This window comes from Streptomyces collinus, from assembly GCF_031348265.1.
Taxonomy (GTDB): domain Bacteria; phylum Actinomycetota; class Actinomycetes; order Streptomycetales; family Streptomycetaceae; genus Streptomyces; species Streptomyces collinus.
On sequence record NZ_CP133771.1, the window covers coordinates 4,459,223 to 4,476,684 of the forward strand.

Sequence of the window (17,462 nt, forward strand, 5' to 3'; positions counted from 1 at the left end):
ATAACTCAGCGAACACCCCTGGGCAGAGCTGCGTTCACCGTGCGGTGACCGCTACTTCCATTGGGTCGAGACACCGAATCCGGCTGCGATGAAGCCGAAGCCCACCACGATGTTCCAGTTGCCCAGCGAGTCGATGGGCAGCGAGCCGTCGGTGACGTAGAAGACGACGATCCAGGCCAGGCCGATGAGGAACATGGCCAGCATGACCGGCGCGACCCAGGCACGGTTGCTCAGCTTGATGGCGGTCGTCTGCTTGGCAGGCGGCGGCGTGTAGTCGGCCTTCTTGCGGATACGTGACTTCGGCACGAGGGTCTCTCCTGTCGATGCGCTGCGTGGCCGCGCAGGTATCTGGGTCGGTCTCGGGGCAGCGTAAGGGGACTCCGATTGCTCCCCCGGGCGTCCGTTAGCGTAGTGCTTCCGCCGCGCCGAAGGAGATAAGGGTACGTTGAGCAATTCTGCCGACTCCCCCGGGACGGGATCCACCCCTGAGCGCACGCGGCGTTTCCGGCCCGTGCGCATCCTCACGGCGGCCGTGTTCGCTCTCGCGGGTCTCATTTTCTTCACCAGCTTCAACACCGCCAAGGGCACCAACATCCGCACGGACACGTCCTTGCTGAAGCTGTCCGATCTCATCCACGAGCGCAGCCAGGAGAACGGCGAGCTGGATGAGACCAACGGGGCCCTGCGCAAGGACATTGAGGCCCTCGCCGAGCGGGACGACGGCAGCACCAAGGCGGAGGACGACAAGCTCTCGGCCCTGGAGAAGCGCGCAGGCACGCAGAAGCTCAAGGGCGACTCGCTGACGGTCACGCTGAATGACGCCCCGCCGGACGCCACGGCCAAGCTGCCCGGGTATCCGGAGCCGCAGCCCGACTACCTGGTCATCCACCAGCAGGACCTCCAGGCCGTGGTGAACGCGCTGTGGCAGGGCGGGGCCAAGGGCATCAAGGTGATGGACCAGCGGCTGATCTCCACCAGTGCGGTGCGCTGCGTGGGCAACACCCTGATCCTGCAGGGCCGGGTCTACTCGCCGCCGTACAAGATCACGGCGGTCGGGGACCCGGGCAAGCTGCAGAAGGCGCTCGCGGCCTCGCCGGCGATCCAGAACTACATGGTCTACGTCAATGTCTACGGGCTCGGATGGAAAGTCGAGGAGAACGGCCCGGTGACTCTGCCCGGCTACTCGGGCACAGTGGATCTGCATTACGCGAAGCCCGTGGAGCAGTAGCCGGACCGGGGGAGCTGCCGGTGCGCGTGATCGTCAGGACCGTCAGCGAACTGTGCATCACCGTCGGCAGCCTGATCGTGCTGTTCGTCGTCTACGTGCTCTTCTGGACTGGCGTGAAGGCCGACGGCGTCATGGACGACCAGATCGACCTGCTCCGGAAGGAGTGGTCGAAGCCCCGTCCGCCGGCCGGTGGCCCCGCGAGTCCTGCGAAGCCCGCGCCCTACGCCGAGGGCAGGCCTTTCGCGATCATGTACATCCCGCGGCTTGGTTTCACGTGGAACAAGCCCGTGCTCGAAGGCACCGCCACCGGCACCTTGAAGAAGGGCCTGGGCCACTACGCCGAGACCGCACAGCTCGGGCAGAAGGGCAACTTCGCGGTCGCCGGCCACCGCCGTACCTACGGGGACCCGTTCAAGGACTTCCCCCAGCTCAGGCGGGGCGACGCCGTGGTGCTGACCGACGGCACGACCTGGTTCACGTATCGGATCGACAAAGGCCCGTACAAAACAGTGCCGTCGGACATCGAGGTGATCGACCCTGTCCCACGTACATCCGGGTACACGCGGTCGGGCCGGTATCTGACGCTGACCACGTGCGAACCGGAGTGGGGGCACAGTCACCGGCTGATCGTCTGGGCGCACCTGGACTCCACCCAGCCTGTGGAGGCAGGGAAACCAGAGGCGCTGCGCCGTTAGTCTGGTGGCTGTACGGCGTGGGTCTGGTGCCGTGGTACGACGGAAGGGACGGCATGTACGGCTGGATCTGGCGGCATCTGCCGGGGAACACGTGGGTGAAGGCAGTGATCTCGCTCGTCCTGGTCGTGGCCGTGGTCTACGTCCTCTTCCAGTACGTCTTCCCGTGGGCGGAGCCGCTGCTGCCCTTCAACGATGTGACGGTGGACAACCAGTGAGCGCGCGCATTCTCGTCGTCGACAACTACGACAGCTTTGTCTTCAACCTGGTCCAGTACCTGTATCAGCTGGGCGCCGAGTGTGAGGTGCTGCGCAACGACGAGGTGTCGACGGCGCGTGCCCAGGACGGTTTCGACGGGGTTCTGCTCTCCCCGGGGCCCGGCACGCCGGAGCAGGCGGGTGTCTGCGTGGACATGGTCCGGCACTGCGCCGACACGGGTGTTCCGGTTTTCGGTGTCTGCCTGGGCATGCAGTCGATGCAGGTGGCGTACGGCGGTGTGGTGGACCGTGCGCCGGAGCTGCTGCACGGCAAGACCTCGCTGGTCGAGCATGGCGGCGGGGGTGTCTTCGCCGGCCTGCCCTCCCCCTTCACGGCGACGCGCTACCACTCGCTGGCCGCCGAGCCGGCCACGGTTCCGGCGGAGCTGGAGGTCACGGCCCGTACGCACGACGGCATAGTGATGGGCCTGAGGCACCGTGAACTGCCGGTCGAGGGTGTGCAGTTCCACCCCGAGTCGGTGCTGACCGAGCACGGGCACCGGATGCTGGCCAACTGGCTGGTGGAGTGCGGCGACCAGGGCGCGGTGGAGAGGTCGGCCGGGCTCGCCCCGGTGGTGGGCAGGGCCTCGGCGTGACCGCGCTGCGCCCCGAGCGCGAGTCCGACACCTCGTACGGGCAGCAGTCGTACGGGGTGTCGGGCGCGTTCGAGGACTGGTCGGGCGGAGGGGGGTACGGTGCGTCCCCGCAGGGGGAGCCGTATCCGCCGGGGCCAGGGTCGGGGACGGGACAGGGAGTGCAGCCGCAGTCCGGTCCGCCGCGGCATCCGGGGCAGTACGCGTCGTACGAGCCCGTCCCGGAGGAGTCGTATCTGCCGCCCGTCGACGAAGAGACGGTGGCGCTGCGGATCCCGGATCCACCGACGGAGCCGGGCGACCCCGTGGCGGGCTCTGTGGCGTCTTCAGGTGTGCGGCGGGACGGATCCGCCCAGGGTGGCCGTGCGGCCCGCAGGAAGGCCGCCAAACGCCGTCATGGGCGTCATGGTGGCGCGCCGGCCACCGCTGCGGCTGGCCAGGCCGACGACGGGGGCCGTTCGGGTGCGCCGTTGTCGCGGGTCGAGGCGCGGCGGCAGGCGCGGGCGCGCAAGCCCGGTCCGGCGGTGGTCGCGAGCCGGGCGATTGGTGAGGTGTTCATCACCACCGGTGTGCTGATGCTGTTGTTCGTCACCTATCAGTTGTGGTGGACGAACGTCCGGGCGCATGCCCAGGCCGGCAAGGAGGCCAGCAGCCTGCAGGACGACTGGGCGAGCGGCAAGCGCAACCCGGGGGCGTTCGAGCCGGGGCAGGGCTTCGCCATCCTGCACATCCCGAAGCTGGACGTGGTGGTTCCGATCGCCGAGGGCACCAACAGCAAGGGTGTGCTCGACCGGGGCATGGTCGGCCATTACGCCGAGGGTGCGCTGAAGACGGCGATGCCCGGCGACAAGACGGGGAACTTCGGGCTGGCGGGTCACCGCAACACCCATGGAGAACCGTTCCGGTACATCAACAAGCTCGCTCCGGGCGATCCGATCGTCGTGGAGACGCAGGACGAGTACTTCGTTTACAAGATGGCGTCGATCCTGCCGGTGACGCCGCCGAGCAACACGAGCGTCCTGAATCCGGTGCCCACGGGGTCCGGTTTCACCAAGCCCGGCCGCTACATCACGCTGACCACGTGCACGCCGGAGTTCACCAGCAAGTACCGGATGATCGTCTGGGGCAAGATGGTCGAGGAACGGCCGCGCAGCAAGGGCAAGCCGGATGCGCTCGTCAGTTAAGGGCAGATGACCAGTGGCAGCGACCACCGACACGGATCACGAGAAGCACACCGGCGCGGCGTCGCGGCCGCCTGCGGCACGTCGCAGGCCCGGCCCGGTCGCCCTGGCGGTCAGTTTCTTCGGGGAACTCCTCATCACCGCGGGCCTGGTCCTCGGCCTGTTCGTCGTCTACTCGCTGTGGTGGACGAACGTGGTCGCCGACCGTGCGGCGGGCAAGCAGGCGGACCAGGTCCGTGATGACTGGGCTGACGGCCGCGGCGGGCCCGGCGCGCTGGACACCAGGAACGGCATCGGCTTCCTGCACGTGCCGGCGATGAGGAACGGCGAGGTCCTGGTCGAGAAGGGCACGTCGGACAAGATCCTCAACGACGGTGTCGCCGGGTACTACACCGACCCCGTCAAGGCGACCCTGCCGATGTCGGGCAAGGACGGTAACTTCTCCCTCGCCGCGCACCGGGACGGCCACGGCGCCAAGTTCCACAACATCGACAAGATCCAGAAGGGCGACCCGATCGTCTTCGAGACGAAGGACGAGTGGTACGTCTACAAGGTCTACGGCATCCTTCCCGAGACCTCGAAGTACAACGTCAAGGTCCTCTCCCAGGTCCCGAAGGAGTCCGGCAGGAAGCAGCCGGGCCACTACATCACGCTGACGACCTGCACGCCGGTGTACACGAGCACGTACCGGTACGTGGTGTGGGGTGAGCTGGAGCGGGTGGAGAAGGTGGACGCGGACCGGACACCGCCGAAGGAACTGGGCTGACTGCGCTCCTCGTGGGGGGCCGGCCGCTAGCATGACGGAGGCCCGAAGCCGCAACTTTCTCTTGCGGCTTCGGGCCTTTGCCGTGGTCGGGCCGTCAGTCCAGGACGGTCAGGGCCGCTCCGGCGCTCCATTGCTCCACCAGCCCGCGATGTACGGCGGTGATGCCGCTCTCGGCTGCGATGTTGAGGGCGTCGCGGGTGAAGGGGCAGGTCGCCACGAACAGGGCCACCTCGGAGTCGTGCAGGACCTTGGCCGCTCCGAGGAATTTCTGGATCTCGGGGCTGGTGATGGAGAGGTGGGGCGCGAACCTCTTGCACTGGACGACGATGCGCCGTCCGTCGGCTGTGAGCGCGGTGATGTCGATGCCCCGGTCCCTTCCGCCGCCTTGTACGACGACGTCGGTGCAGCCGTCGCGGCGCAGCAGTTCGGCGACGTGTTCTTCGAACTCGCGCCCGTTCATGGCGTCCATGGCGGCCATGACTCCGGCGAGGGGGCGGCCCTCCCGGGGGGCTTCCAGCCGCTGCAGCCGGGTGTGGTGCTGCTGGAGCCGCTTCTCGATGCGCTGGACGCCTGTCCGGAGGGCGGTGAGCTCCCGCCGGTGCTCGCCCGAGGTTTCGATCAGGGCGTTGAACAGGGGGACGACGGTCCTGCCCAGGATGTGGGTGATGCGCTGGTCGATGCGGGCGTCGAGGGAGGCGGTGTCGGCCGGGGCAGGGTTTTCCACAGGCTGTGTGCGCGCCAGGTACTCCATGTCGAGGAGGTGCACACGCACCTGACGTGCGACGTCGCTGTCCCGGAGCAGCATGGCGATGTTGAGGACGGCGCGTCGGGGGAAGAGCGCGAGGGAGCGGGTGCGGGACTGGATTCCACTGAGTTGCTTGAAGTCACTCAGTTCCGTCCCGGTCAGAACGCGGTATCCGCTCGCTTCGAGTTCCGCACGGTGGTCGTGCACAAGAGCACGGATGACTTCCACCGTCACCGAGAAGTAGGACGCCACCATCGCGGTCGTCACATGCATTCCGTCAGGCAGCAGTGACAGTGCCCGGACCCTGTCGAGTACGTCCGTGCGGTCGAGCACGCTGCCGCGCAGGGTCTGTGATTCCAGCAAGGCCGTTTCGTTGATCACGTTCTGCCCTTCGGCTCGTATGGCCGGCGTGGGATTCCGATGCCCCACCCCACCCGGTGAACGAGTCGGGACATATGAAGACACGATCGACGGACACACGCTTTTTCGGGTGGTGTCCTGGACCGTGAAAGGCAGAGCCCCCGGCCTGTGTGGGGGCCGGGGGCTCTGTGGTGTGACGGTGTGCCGGGCGGGGTCAGTCGTCCTCGTTGCTGCCGCTGAGGCCGCCGAAGATGCCGCCGTTGCCGTTGCCGCCGTTGTTTCCGCCTCCGACGCCGACGGTCTGGAGGGTGATCGTCGTGGCCGCCGGGTCGTCGACCTCCTGGTTGGGGCCGGGGTTCTGGCCGGCGACGAGGGCGTTGTCGCTCTGGTCGCTGCCGCCCGCGAACTGGATGTTGGTGAAGCCGGCCTGCGCGAGGATCTGCTTGGCCTGGCCGACCGTCTGGCCGACGACCTGCGGGACCTTGACCTTCTGCTGCTGCTTCTTCTTGCCGATCTGGATGTTGACCGACGAGTTCGGGTCGACCGAGGTGCCGGCCTGCGGCGTGGTCTGGATGACCTTGCCGACCTGGTTGTCGTCGTCGGTCTCCACCTCGGTGCAGTTGCCGACCAGGTTGCTGGCCTGCATCTGCTGCTTGGCCGCGTCGCAGGTCTGGCCGAGGACGTCCGGGACGGTGGACTTCTCCGCTTCCTTGGCGACGGTCAGGGTGATCGTGGAGCCCTTCTCCGCCTCTTCACCCGTGGTGGGGTTCTGATCCAGGACGGTGCCCGGTTCCTCGGGGGACGTGCGGGTCTTCGTCTCGACCTCGAACTTGTACTTGTCGCTCTCCAGCTTTTCCTTCGCCTCGTCGAGGGTCAGGCCGGTGACGCTGGGCACCGTCACCTTCGGCGCCCCCGTGGACACCACCAGGGAGATGGTGTCGCCCTTCTTGACCTTCGTCTCGGCCGTGGGGTCCTGGGAGCAGATCTTGCCCTTCGCCTGGGCCTCGCACGGCTTGTCGGAGAACGTCAGCTTGAGGTCGGCGTTGGTGGCGAGCTGTTCGGCGCTCTTCTTCGTCTCGCCGATGAAGTTGGGGGCCGCGACGGTGTCGTTGCTCGCGCCTCCGTCGCCGCTGAACGCGTATCGGCCGATCAGGATCGCTCCGACCAGGACGAGGACGCCCGCCACCACCAGCAGGATCGTGGAGGTGTTGGACTTGCGCTGCTGTCCGCGGCGCCGGTCGGGGCGGTCGTCGTAGCCGTAGCCGCCGTCGTCCGGGTTCATGGGGGGCAGCATGGATGTGGCGCCGGCGCCGGAGTCGGCGCGCAGGGCGGTCGTCGGCTGGTCGTCGGGGTAGCCGCCGTAACCGACCGCGCCCATGGCGGCCGTGGCGGCGACCGGCTGGCCGTCGAGGCAGGCTTCGATGTCGGCGCGCATCTCGTCGGCCGACTGGTAGCGGTAGTCCGGGTCCTTGACGAGCGCCTTCAGTACGATCGCGTCCATCTCGGGCGTGATCTCGGGGTCGAAGACGCTCGGGGACTGCGGCTCCTCGCGGACGTGCTGGTAGGCGACGGCCACCGGGGAGTCGCCGACGAAGGGCGGGCGGACGGTGAGCAGCTCGTAGAGGAGGCAGCCGGTGGAGTACAGGTCGGAGCGGGCGTCGACCTGTTCGCCCTTGGCCTGCTCTGGGGAGAGGTACTGGGCGGTGCCGATGACCGCGGAGGTCTGCGTCATCGTCATGCCGGAGTCGCCCATGGCGCGGGCGATGCCGAAGTCCATGACCTTGACCTGGCCGTTGCGCGTCAGCATGACGTTCGCCGGCTTGATGTCGCGGTGGACGATGCCGGCGCGGTGGGAGTACTCCAGGGCCTGGAGGATGCCGATGGTCATCTCCATGGCCCGCTCCGGCAGCAGCTTGCGGCCGGAGTGCAGCAGTTCACGCAGGGTCGAGCCGTCCACGTACTCCATGACGATGTACGGGATCGACACGTTGTCGATGTAGTCCTCGCCCGTGTCGTAGACCGCGACGATCGCGGGATGGTTGAGCGAGGCGGCCGACTGGGCCTCCCGGCGGAACCGGGCCTGGAAGGAAGGGTCACGCGCGAGATCCGCGCGCAGCGTCTTCACCGCCACGGTGCGGCCGAGGCGGGTGTCATGCGCGAGGTAGACCTCCGCCATGCCACCACGCCCGAGCACCTGGCCCAGTTCGTACCGGCCGCCGAGGCGACGCGGCTCTTCCATAGCTACCTACCAGCCCTCTCCGTCGGTCCCGACCGGCATGCTTGTACGGTCGGAGGCTGCCGTCCGGGCCTACCGTACCCGGCTCGCTTTGTGTGACCTGGCCAAGCCCGTCAGCCGATACAGGACCGGTATCGCAACGTGCACCGATGTGAAGCAGGCGTGAGCGGGGTCACTTCTTGCTGTCGATGACCGCCTCCATCACGTTCCTCGCGATCGGTGCCGCGAGGCCGCCGCCGGAGATGTCGTCACGGACGGCGTCGTCGTCCTCGACGACGACCGCCACGGCGACCGGCGAGCTGCCGTCGTCGCCCTTGGCGTAGGAGATGAACCACGCGTAGGGGTTCTCGCTGTTGTTCTCGCCGTGCTGGGCGGTACCGGTCTTGCCGCCCACCGTGACGCCGGAGATCTTGGCGTTCGCGCCGGTGCCCTTGTCGACGACCGTCTCCATCATGGACTGGAGCTTCTGGGCGTTCTCCGCGGACAGGGGCTGGCTCAGCTCTTCGGGGTCGGTCTTCTCGATCGGGTCGAGGCCGGGCGACTGGAGCTCGTCGACCATGTACGGCTTCATCAGCTTGCCGTCGTTGGCGACGGCGGAGGCGACCATGGCCATCTGCAGCGGGGTCGCGGCGGTGTTGAACTGGCCGATGGAGGACAGCGCGGTCTGAGACGGGTTCATGTTGTCGGAGAAGACGGAGGCGTTGGCGCGGACCGGCGTGAACTGCTCCTCGTCGAAGCCGAACTTCTTGGCCATGTCCAGCATTTTGTCGTTGCCGAGGTCGGAGCCGATCTTGCCGAAGACGGTGTTGCAGGAGTACTGGAGGGCCACCCGCAGTGTCGCGTTCTTGCAGGGGATGTTGCCCTCGTTGGGCAGCTTGGTGGTGGTGCCCTTCATGATCCACGGGTCGGGCGAGTCGGTCTTGCCGTCCGGGTCGGTGTAGAGGCCGTCCTCGAGGGCGGCGGCCGCGGTGACGACCTTGAAGGTGGAGCCGGGCGGGTAGGTCTCGCGCAGGGCGCGGTTGAGCATCGGGTCGTTCGGGTTGTTCTTCTTCTGCAGCTTGTTCCAGGCCCCGCCGTCCTTCGACGTGGAGTTGCCCGCGAAGGAGGAGGGGTCGTAGGACGGGAAGGAGGCGAGCGCCAGGATCTTGCCCGTGGACGGCTCCAGGGCGACGACGGAACCCTTGCCCCCCTGCCGCTTCAGGCCGTTGTACGCGGCCTTCTGGGCGGCGGCGTTCAGGGTGGTGACGACGTTGCCGCCCTGCTGCTTCTTGCCCGTGAGCATGTCGAGCGTGTTGCGGAAGAACAGCCGGTCGTCGTTGCCGGTGAGGATGCCGTCCTCGAGGTTCTCGATCTGGCTGGCGCCGAAGGCCTGCGAGGCGTAGCCGGTGACCGGCGCCCACATGGCGCCGTCCTTGTAGGTGCGCTTGAACTTGAAGTCGCTGCCCGACGACTCGGCGGAACCGGTGATCGGCTCCCCGTCGACGATGATGTTGCCGCGGGGCGAGGCGTAGCGCTCGATGGTGACGCGGCGGTTGTTCTTGTCGGTCCTGAGCTCGTCGGCCTGGACGTACTGGATCCAGTTGTCGCGGATCAGCAGTGCCAGAACGAGCAGGCCGCAGAAGATCGCGATCCGGCGCAGGGGCTTGTTCATGACGGGCGGACCACCTGGGTCATCTCGGCGTCGGGGTTGGCGGCGGGAGCGGGGGCCGGGCGGCGGGCCGTGTCGCTGATTCTCAGCAGGATGCCGATGAGGGCCCAGTTGGCGATCACGGAGGAACCGCCGTAGGCCACGAACGGCAGCGTCATACCGGTCAGCGGGATGAGGCCCATGACACCGCCGGCCACGACGAAGACCTGGAGGCCGAAGGCGCCGGACAGGCCGATGGCCAACAGCTTGCCGAACGGGTCGCGGGCCGCGAGCGCGGTGCGTACGCCGCGTTCGATGATCAGGCCGTAGAGCAGCAGGATCGCCATGACGCCTGCGAGGCCCAGCTCCTCGCCGAAGGTGGCGAGGATGAAGTCGGAGTTGGCGGCGAAGCCGATGAGGTCGGAGTGGCCCTGTCCGAGGCCGGTGCCGAGGGTGCCGCCGGAGCCGAAGGCCCACAGGGCCTGCATGGCCTGCTCGGAGTGGACGATGCCGTCCTGGACGCCTGCGCGGGAGAGCTCGAACTCGCGCATGGGGTCGAGCCAGGCCTGCACACGCGTCTGGATGTGCGGCTCGAAGCTCGCCACGCCGACAGCGCCGACCGCGGACATCAGCAGACCGAAGACGATCCAGCTGGTCCGCTCGGTGGCGACGTACAGCATGATGACGAACATCCCGAAGAACAGCAGGGATGTACCGAGGTCGGTCTCGAAGACCAGGATGAGGATCGAGATGACCCAGACGACGAGGATCGGACCGAGGTCGCGGCCGCGCGGCAGGTACAGGCCCATGAAGCGGCGGCTGGCCAGGGCCAGGGCGTCTCGCTTGACCATGAGGTAGCCGGCGAAGAACACCGCGAGGGCGATCTTCGCGAACTCGCCGGGCTGGAGCGTGCCGAGGCCGGGGATCTTGATCCAGATCTTGGCACCGTAGATGTTCGCGCCGAGTCCGGGCACGAGCGGCAGGACCAGCAGGAACAGCGCACCGGCCATGGAGATGTAGGTGTAGCGCTGCAGGACGCGGTGGTCCTTGAGGAAGACCAGCACGACCGCCAGCAGGGCGACACCCATCGCTGAGTACAGCAGCTGACGCGGTGCGGCATCGGCGTAGTTGTTCAGTTTCTCCGACTGGTCCAGCCGCCAGATCACCACCAGGCCGAGCCCGTTGAGCAGGGTCGCCAGCGGCAGCATCAGGGGGTCGGCGTATGGCGCGAACTTCCGGACGACGAGATGCCCCACGCCCGCGAGCAGACCGAGCCCGAGCCCGTAGCTCAGCAGGCCTGGCGGTACTGAGTCGTGGAGTGCCAGGCCGACGTTGGCGTAGGCGAACACCGGGATGACGACGGCGAACACCAGGAGCGCGAGCTCGGTGTTGCGCCGGCTCGGCGCGCCGATGGCGCCGATCGTGGACGTGTGGTGCGTCGGCGAGTGCGACGTATTCGTACCGCTCATCGTGTGACAGGGCCTCTCACGGCTACTGCTTACCGCACAGCGAGACGACCTTCTGCTCTTCCTCCGAGAGGCTGGGGCCGGGGCTGGGAGTGGGTGCGGTCGTGGTCGGGGGCGTGGACTTCTCCGGTGCCGACGGTGAACCCGACGGGTTGGACGGGTTCGGCGTCGGTGTGGCCTTGGACGTGAAGGAGGCGGGAGTGGTTCCCGTGGTGCCCCCGGCCTCGCCTTCGCCGGTCTTGGAGTTGTTCTGGCTCTCGGCTTCGCGCCGCTGCGCTTCCTTCTTGCACGCGGAGGCCTGCACCGACAGTTCCTGGATCTTCGCCTGGGCGTTCTGCAGACCGCCCTCGGGGATGGTGGCCTCGACCTGCTTCTGCTGGTAGGGCGGCAGGTACTTGAGTTCGATCTCGGGGTGGTCCTTCTCGACCTTCGAGAGCGAGACCCAGGCCAGGTCCTGGCTGATGCCCCGGTACAGCGCGACGTGCTCGTCCTCGGCGCCGACGTAGTACTGGGTCTGTGTCCAGCGGTATCCGCCGTAGAGGCCGCCGCCGACGAGGGCCAGGGCGAGGACGCCGTAGAAGGATCTCTTCAGCCAGCGGCCCTTCTTGCGGGGCTTGGTGAAGTCGTCGTCGCCGTAGTCGAAGCCGGAGGCCGGGATGTAGCCGGTGGTGTCGCCGGAGCCGGGGGGGCCGAATTCGCCGCCTCCGCCGCCCTGGCCGTGTCCGTGGCGGCCGAGCCCGGAGGCGCGGCCGGCGGGGGTCTGCATGATGCCGTTGTCGTGCAGCTGGTGCTGGTTCTCGGCGACGGCGCCGACGACGACGGGGGTGTCGGACAGCTGGCCCGCGAGGGTGTCGCCGGTGTCGAGATCGAGGACGTCGGCGATGATGACGGTGATGTTGTCCGGGCCGCCGCCGCGCAGTGCCAGTTCGATCAGGTTCTGGACGGTCTCCTGGGGACCCTGGTAGCTGGCGAGGGTGTCCTCCAGGGTCTGGTGGGACACCACGCCGGACAGGCCGTCGGAGCAGATGAGGTAGCGGTCGCCGGCGCGGACCTCGCGGATGGACAGGTCCGGTTCGACGTGGTCGCCGGATCCGAGGGCGCGCATCAGCAGCGAGCGCTGCGGGTGCGTGGTGGCCTCTTCCTCGGTGATGCGGCCTTCGTCGACCAGGCGCTGCACCCAGGTGTGGTCCTGGGTGATCTGTGTGAGGACGCCGTCGCGGAGCAGGTAGGCGCGGGAGTCGCCGACGTGGACCAGGCCGAGGCGCTGGCCCGTCCAGAGCAGGGCGGTCAGGGTGGTGCCCATGCCCTCCAGCTGGGGGTCGTCCTCGACCATCGAGCGCAGCTGGTCGTTGGCGCGCTGCACCGCGGTGCCGAGCGAGGTGAGGATGTCGGAGCCGGGGACGTCGTCGTCGAGGGCGACGATGGTGGAGATGGCCTCGGAGGAGGCGACCTCGCCGGCCGCTGCGCCGCCCATGCCGTCGGCGATGGCGAGCAGGCGGGGGCCGGCGTATCCGGAGTCCTCGTTGCCTTCCCGGATCATGCCCTTGTGCGATCCGGCCGCGAAGCGCAGTGACAGACTCATGCGCACCTCGCCTGTCGGCTCCGGGTACAGCCGGTCGTGTCGAGCCACACTGCCCACCCTCCGGTCGGGAGCGCGCGGGGGGCCGGGGTGGGGCCCGCCACTGCGTGCTCGCTCCGCTCGCGCCTATCCATGATGTAGCACTACTTCCGCAGCTCGATGACGGTCTTGCCGATGCGGATCGGCGCGCCCAGTGCAATCGGTGTGGGAGTCGTCAGCCGGGACCGGTCCAGGTATGTGCCGTTGGTGGAGCCGAGGTCCTCGACGATCCACTGGCCGTCGCGGTCCGGGTAGATCCTGGCATGGCGGCTGGAGGCGTAGTCGTCGTCCAGCACGATCGTCGAGTCGTGCGCGCGGCCCAGGGTGATGGTCTGGCCCTGGAGCGCGACCGTGGTGCCGGTGAGGGTGCCCTCGGTCACGACCAGCTTGGTGGGTGCGTTACGGCCGCGCCGGCCGCCGGCGGGCTGCTGGCGCTGCTGCGGCGGCGCCTGGCGGGCGGCGGCCTGCTGCTGCTGGCGGCCCGCCTCGCGGCGCGAGCCGCGCTGGGTGACGCGCGTACCGAAGAGGTCGCTGCGGATGACCTGCACGGCCACGATCACGAACAGCCACAGTACGGCCAGGAAACCCAGCCGCATGACCGTGAGGGTCAGCTCTGACATTGCCCCCGCTTCACCCTTCGGCTTGCCGGTAAATGATGGTGGTGCTGCCCACGACGATCCGCGAGCCGTCGCGGAGCGTAGCGCGGGTGGTGTGCTGCCCGTCCACCACGATGCCGTTGGTGGATCCGAGATCCTGGATCGTCGAGGGCGTTCCGGTCCGGATCTCGCAGTGCCGGCGGGAGACGCCGGGGTCGTCGATCCGCACGTCGGCGTCGGTGCTGCGGCCCATCACCAGCGTGGAGCGGGAGATCTGGTGGCGGGTGCCGTTGATCTCGATCCAGTGGCGGGTGCGTCCGCCGGCGGCCGGGGCGGCCGGGGACCGCTGGCCGCTCGCGGCGGGCGGGTAGCCGTAGCCGCCGGGACGGCCGCCGGGTGGCGGCGCGGAGGGCATGGGCGGGGCGCCGGAGGGCGCCGCGGACGGCGGGTAGCCGTAGCCACCGGGGCGTCCGCCCTGCGGAGCGGCCGGTGCGGCGCCGCCGCCTCCCGGGCCGCCCTGCTGGCTGCTGGAGGAGGCGAGCGTGCGGCTGCGTACCCGGTACAGGCCGGTGTCGAGGTCGTCCGCCTTCTCCAGGTGGACCTTGATCGGGCCCATGAAGGTGTAGCGCTGCTGCTTGGCGTAGTCGCGCACCATGCCGGCCAGCTCGTCGCCGAGCTGGCCGGAGTAGGGGCTGAGGCGCTCGAAGTCGGGAGTGCTCAGCTCGACGATGAAGTCGTTGGGCACGACCGTCCGGTCGCGGTTCCAGATGGTGGCGTTGTTGTCGCACTCGCGCTGGAGCGCTCCCGCGATCTCCACGGGCTGGACCTCGGACTTGAACACCTTGGCGAAGGTGCCGTTGACCAGACCTTCGAGACGTTGCTCGAACTTCTTCAGGACTCCCATGGGGCACCTCCTCCTTGGCTGCCGTCCTGTGTACTGCCCTGCGGGCCGCTTGCCGGGTACTGCTGGTACTGCTTACTGATCGTATCCACGCGCCGCCCGATCGGCTGGTTCCCCCTGTCGGCACCGCCGACGGTGTCGACGCATGACGAAGTTCCCTGTGGAGCTCCCCTTCGAACTCCTCCGGTGCTACTGCTGCGCGTATCCGCCTCGTGTATGCCTGACAAGGATCGTAGAGGCGGTGGAAGACCAGTGTCCCGCACCTGACTGTGGACCCCGACCCCCTCCTGCGGAGACGGCCGGTACCGGTACGAGGTTGATACGTGAACCGGTACGCCTTGATACGTGGCAGGGACATCGAAGGTTCGGTGAGGCCTCTGCCTGCGGGGATAAGGGATGTGAACCCACCCCTTCCAGCGTGCTAATGTTCTGGGTGTCGGAAGGCGCCGACCCGCAAGGGGCAGACGCCCAGGACACACCCAATGCGCGGGTGGCGGAATAGGCAGACGCGCTGGATTCAGGTTCCAGTGCCCGCAAGGGCGTGGGGGTTCAACTCCCCCCTCGCGCACCATGAGACACGGGTCTCTGCAGGTGACGGAAGTCACCGCAGGGGCCCGTTTCTCGTTTCCGGGACTGTTGTGAAACATCACACAGGCCTACCAGGTCCTACGGCCGGCCCCGACGCGTGAGCTAACTCACGGACGGGGCCTGCCGTCGTCGGCGAGACGTCGGCGGCGGCGCTGTCCCCGGGGGTTCAGAAGGCGTAGCGCACGCGTAGCCAGGGCGCGTGGTGGTCGATCAGGGCGCGCAGGGTGTGCACGGCCTCCGCCTTGACCCCGTTGCGGTAGCGGATGTTCAGGGCGCCGTTCTCGGAGCGCTTGGCCTGCTGGAGCTCAGGCCGCCACAGCGCTTCCTCGGCTCGGGGATGCCAGCCGAGGTTGACCTCGTGCAGCTCCCGGTTGTGGGTGAGCATGATCACCTCCGCGGCGGCCTGCTGTTTCACCCGCGGGGGCAGGACGTCGTCGAGGTGGATGAGCAGCTCGGCCCAGGCGTCCTGCCAGCCGGGGCGGACGACCACGGGCGAGAGGTTGAAGTGCACTTCGTATCCCGCGTCCAGGAAGTCCGCCGCGGCGCCGATGCGCTCGGCGACGGGTGAGGTGCGCACGTCGAGCAGCCGGGCGTCGTCCGGCGGCATCAGCGAGAACCGGATGCGGGTGCGGCCGCGTGGGTCGAGGGCCAGCAGGCCGGGGTTGACGAACTTGGTGGCGAAGGACGCCTTGGCGGTGGGCCACTGCCGGAAGGCGTGCACGAGGTCGGCGGTGTTGTCGCAGATCAGGGCGTCGACCGAGCAGTCGCCGTTCTCGCCGATGTCGTACACCCACGCCTCGGGGTCGCACTGGTTCGGCTCGGGCTTGGGTCCCTGCCGTGCGATGTGCCTCGCGAGGTGGGCGATGATCCGGTCGATGTTGGTGAAGACGGTGATGGGGTTGGCGTATCCCTTGCGCCGGGGCACGTAGCAGTAGGCGCAGGCCATGGCGCAGCCGTTGGAGGTGCCGGGGGCGATCCAGTCCGCCGAGCGGCCGTTGGGGCGTGTGGTGAGGGTCTTCTTCTCCCCCAGGACCAGCGTCTCTGCCTTGATGCGCGCCCAGCGCTCGATGTTGCCCTCGTTGCCGTGCAGCCCGGGGATGCGCCAGTGGGAGTCGACCATGGTCACCTGCGCGTCGGGGAACCGGGCGCTGATCTGCCGTCCGCGCGGTGACGCTGCGGCCGCGGGCTCGGCGTAGATCTCCCGCACGGGCAGCAGCCGGCGGGCTGTGGCGGAGGTACGGAAGGACGAGTCCGTGCCGGGAGCGGCGGGGCCGGGGGCGAGGGCGTCGAGCCCGAACAGGGTGCCGGAGTCGTCGTCCGGGGCGCCGGACGGGTGGTGCATGAGTGCTCCCGTACGGATGCGATGCGTGCGAGGTGCGAGGTGCGAGGGGGGAGGTGCCGCCGGGCACCGGGAGGGGGCCTGGGTGGGTTGTGCGCTTGTTCCGACGGGTGGTGCCGTCGGAACCGGTGGGAGCTGAAGCGCCCGCGGCAACGGGGGCCGGCGTCGGGTGGTCGGGTGGTGATCGCGGGGCGATCGGTGTGATCGTCTCGGTGGCCGCCTCGGGTTCAGCCTGGCGGCGGTGGCCTCCGTGGGCGGGCGGGCCTGATCTCCAGTCTACGAGCGCTCCGCCTGGTTCTTGAGTCGTCGGCGCGTTGTATAAAAACCAGCGAGTTGGTTTCATTGCGTCGCCATCAGAGCCCTGCAGGGGAGCCACGGGTGACCAAACAGGACCGGGCCGTCCGGACCCGTCTCGCGCTGATCCGGTCGGCGGCCGCACAGTTCGAGGCCCATGGGTACGTCCGGGCCGGCCTGGCGCGGATCAGCGCGGGAGCCGGCGTCAGCTCCGGTGCGCTGCACTTCCACTTCGCCGACAAGGCCGCCGTCGCCGAGGCCGTCGAGGATGCCGCCGCCCGGGCCTTGCGCGAGGCAGCGGTCCGTGGTCACGTCGGCGACGGCTGCGCCCTGCAGCGTCTCGTGGACGTCACGCACCACGTCGCCCGGCTGCTGTGCGCCGATGTCGTGGTGCGGGCGGGGCTGCGGCTGAACGTGGAAGGGGTCGCCGGTCGGGTGCGGGACCTGCGCCGGGAGTGGCGGGAGTGCGTGCAGGGGCTGCTGGCGGAGGCGGAGCGCAGGGGGGAACTCGCCGCCGGTGTGACGCCGCAGCGCACCAGCGCCGTCGTCCTCGCCGCCACGACCGGTATCGAGGTTCTGGCGCGCGAGGATCACGAGTGGCTCGCGCGGCCTTCGCTGACCGACCTGTGGCAGTTGCTGCTGCCGTGCCTGGCGGCGCCTCGGCTGGCCGGGGTGGTGGATCCGGCGGGGAGCGGACCGGCGGAGAGCGGACCGGAGAGCGGACCGGCGGGGAGCGCACTGGCGGAGAGCGGACCGGTGGGGGGCCAGGCGGTGGGGGGTCAGCCGGTGGAAGGTCAACCGGCGGGGAGTGATCCGTTGGGGCGTGGGCCGGTGGTCCGGGACGGGCAGGCGGAGGCGGGCAGGGCGGGGCTCGCGCTGCGGTAGTCACCCGCCTTTGGCCGACAGCGGGTGAAGCTGTGGCCAAAACAAACCGGATGCCAAGTTTTTTCCGCCCCCGGATCGCACGATGGTCCC

General features: G+C 68.8%; 16 protein-coding genes and 1 tRNA gene. 8 read left to right on the plus strand and 9 right to left on the minus strand.

The genetic code is table 11. The features are described 5' to 3' along the window. Window positions 1-51: 51 nt before the first annotated feature. Window positions 52-306 (minus strand): cell division protein CrgA, encoded by a 255-nt coding sequence (crgA, locus tag RFN52_RS20265; protein WP_030846986.1) that lies wholly within the window; start codon window positions 304-306, stop codon window positions 52-54. A 139-nt stretch (window positions 307-445) separates the two neighbouring features. Here crgA and RFN52_RS20270 point away from each other — a divergent pair, with 139 nt between their 5' ends. The 6 genes from RFN52_RS20270 to RFN52_RS20295 are packed head-to-tail and all read left to right on the plus strand — an operon-like array spanning window position 446 to window position 4,717. Continuing rightward, on the plus strand, window positions 446-1,228 hold the full coding sequence (locus RFN52_RS20270; RefSeq protein ID WP_184847994.1) for a DUF881 domain-containing protein: 783 nt from the start codon (window positions 446-448) through the stop codon (window positions 1,226-1,228). Window positions 1,229-1,248: 20 nt separating this feature from the next. Continuing rightward, a complete protein-coding gene (locus RFN52_RS20275) occupies window positions 1,249-1,923 on the plus strand; it encodes a class E sortase (protein WP_184847995.1) in 675 nt (224 codons plus the stop codon). Between the two features lie 17 nt (window positions 1,924-1,940). After that, complete coding sequence (locus RFN52_RS20280) at window positions 1,941-2,138, plus strand: hypothetical protein (protein ID WP_033309918.1); 198 nt, start codon at window positions 1,941-1,943, stop codon at window positions 2,136-2,138. Then, window positions 2,135-2,773 (plus strand): aminodeoxychorismate/anthranilate synthase component II, encoded by a 639-nt coding sequence (locus RFN52_RS20285; protein ID WP_184847996.1) that lies wholly within the window; start codon window positions 2,135-2,137, stop codon window positions 2,771-2,773. The genes RFN52_RS20280 and RFN52_RS20285 overlap by 4 nt, the downstream gene beginning before the upstream one ends. Further along, window positions 2,770-3,954: a class E sortase gene (locus RFN52_RS20290; protein WP_184847997.1), complete on the plus strand. Its 1,185-nt coding sequence runs from the start codon at window positions 2,770-2,772 to the stop codon at window positions 3,952-3,954. Before RFN52_RS20285 ends, RFN52_RS20290 begins: the two co-directional genes overlap by 4 nt. 13 nt (window positions 3,955-3,967) lie before the next feature. After that, window positions 3,968-4,717, plus strand: a complete 750-nt coding sequence (locus tag RFN52_RS20295; RefSeq protein WP_184847998.1) for a class E sortase — start codon at window positions 3,968-3,970, stop codon at window positions 4,715-4,717. A gap of 94 nt (window positions 4,718-4,811) precedes the next feature. Here the strand turns inward: RFN52_RS20295 and RFN52_RS20300 are convergent, their stop codons facing one another. The 7 genes from RFN52_RS20300 to RFN52_RS20330 all read right to left on the minus strand — a co-directional run bounded on the left by RFN52_RS20300 (window position 4,812) and on the right by RFN52_RS20330 (window position 14,269). Beyond that, complete coding sequence (locus tag RFN52_RS20300; protein WP_184847999.1) at window positions 4,812-5,843, minus strand: restriction endonuclease; 1,032 nt, start codon at window positions 5,841-5,843, stop codon at window positions 4,812-4,814. A gap of 193 nt (window positions 5,844-6,036) precedes the next feature. Further along, window positions 6,037-8,061 carry a Stk1 family PASTA domain-containing Ser/Thr kinase gene (gene pknB / locus RFN52_RS20305; protein WP_184848000.1) on the minus strand — a complete coding sequence of 675 codons (2,025 nt, stop codon included), beginning with the start codon at window positions 8,059-8,061 and terminating at the stop codon, window positions 6,037-6,039. Between the two features lie 169 nt (window positions 8,062-8,230). Further along, window positions 8,231-9,709 (minus strand): peptidoglycan D,D-transpeptidase FtsI family protein, encoded by a 1,479-nt coding sequence (locus RFN52_RS20310; protein ID WP_184848001.1) that lies wholly within the window; start codon window positions 9,707-9,709, stop codon window positions 8,231-8,233. Further along, window positions 9,706-11,154 (minus strand): FtsW/RodA/SpoVE family cell cycle protein, encoded by a 1,449-nt coding sequence (locus RFN52_RS20315; protein WP_184848002.1) that lies wholly within the window; start codon window positions 11,152-11,154, stop codon window positions 9,706-9,708. Before RFN52_RS20315 ends, RFN52_RS20310 begins: the two co-directional genes overlap by 4 nt. 22 nt (window positions 11,155-11,176) lie before the next feature. Further along, window positions 11,177-12,733: a Stp1/IreP family PP2C-type Ser/Thr phosphatase gene (locus tag RFN52_RS20320; RefSeq protein WP_184848003.1), complete on the minus strand. Its 1,557-nt coding sequence runs from the start codon at window positions 12,731-12,733 to the stop codon at window positions 11,177-11,179. A 140-nt stretch (window positions 12,734-12,873) separates the two neighbouring features. Further along, complete coding sequence (locus tag RFN52_RS20325; protein WP_184848004.1) at window positions 12,874-13,389, minus strand: FHA domain-containing protein FhaB/FipA; 516 nt, start codon at window positions 13,387-13,389, stop codon at window positions 12,874-12,876. A 10-nt stretch (window positions 13,390-13,399) separates the two neighbouring features. Then, window positions 13,400-14,269, minus strand: a complete 870-nt coding sequence (locus RFN52_RS20330) for an FHA domain-containing protein (RefSeq protein WP_184848005.1) — start codon at window positions 14,267-14,269, stop codon at window positions 13,400-13,402. Between the two features lie 481 nt (window positions 14,270-14,750). Here RFN52_RS20330 and RFN52_RS20335 point away from each other — a divergent pair. Beyond that, window positions 14,751-14,837, plus strand: a tRNA-Leu gene (locus RFN52_RS20335). Between the two features lie 183 nt (window positions 14,838-15,020). Here the strand turns inward: RFN52_RS20335 and RFN52_RS20340 are convergent. Further along, window positions 15,021-16,196 (minus strand): spore photoproduct lyase family protein, encoded by a 1,176-nt coding sequence (locus tag RFN52_RS20340; protein ID WP_184848006.1) that lies wholly within the window; start codon window positions 16,194-16,196, stop codon window positions 15,021-15,023. 375 nt (window positions 16,197-16,571) lie between these two features. Here RFN52_RS20340 and RFN52_RS20345 point away from each other — a divergent pair, with 375 nt between their 5' ends. Continuing rightward, entirely contained in the window at window positions 16,572-17,372 is an 801-nt protein-coding gene (locus RFN52_RS20345) for a ScbR family autoregulator-binding transcription factor (RefSeq protein WP_184848007.1), read from the plus strand. The last annotated feature ends 90 nt before the right edge of the window (window positions 17,373-17,462 follow it).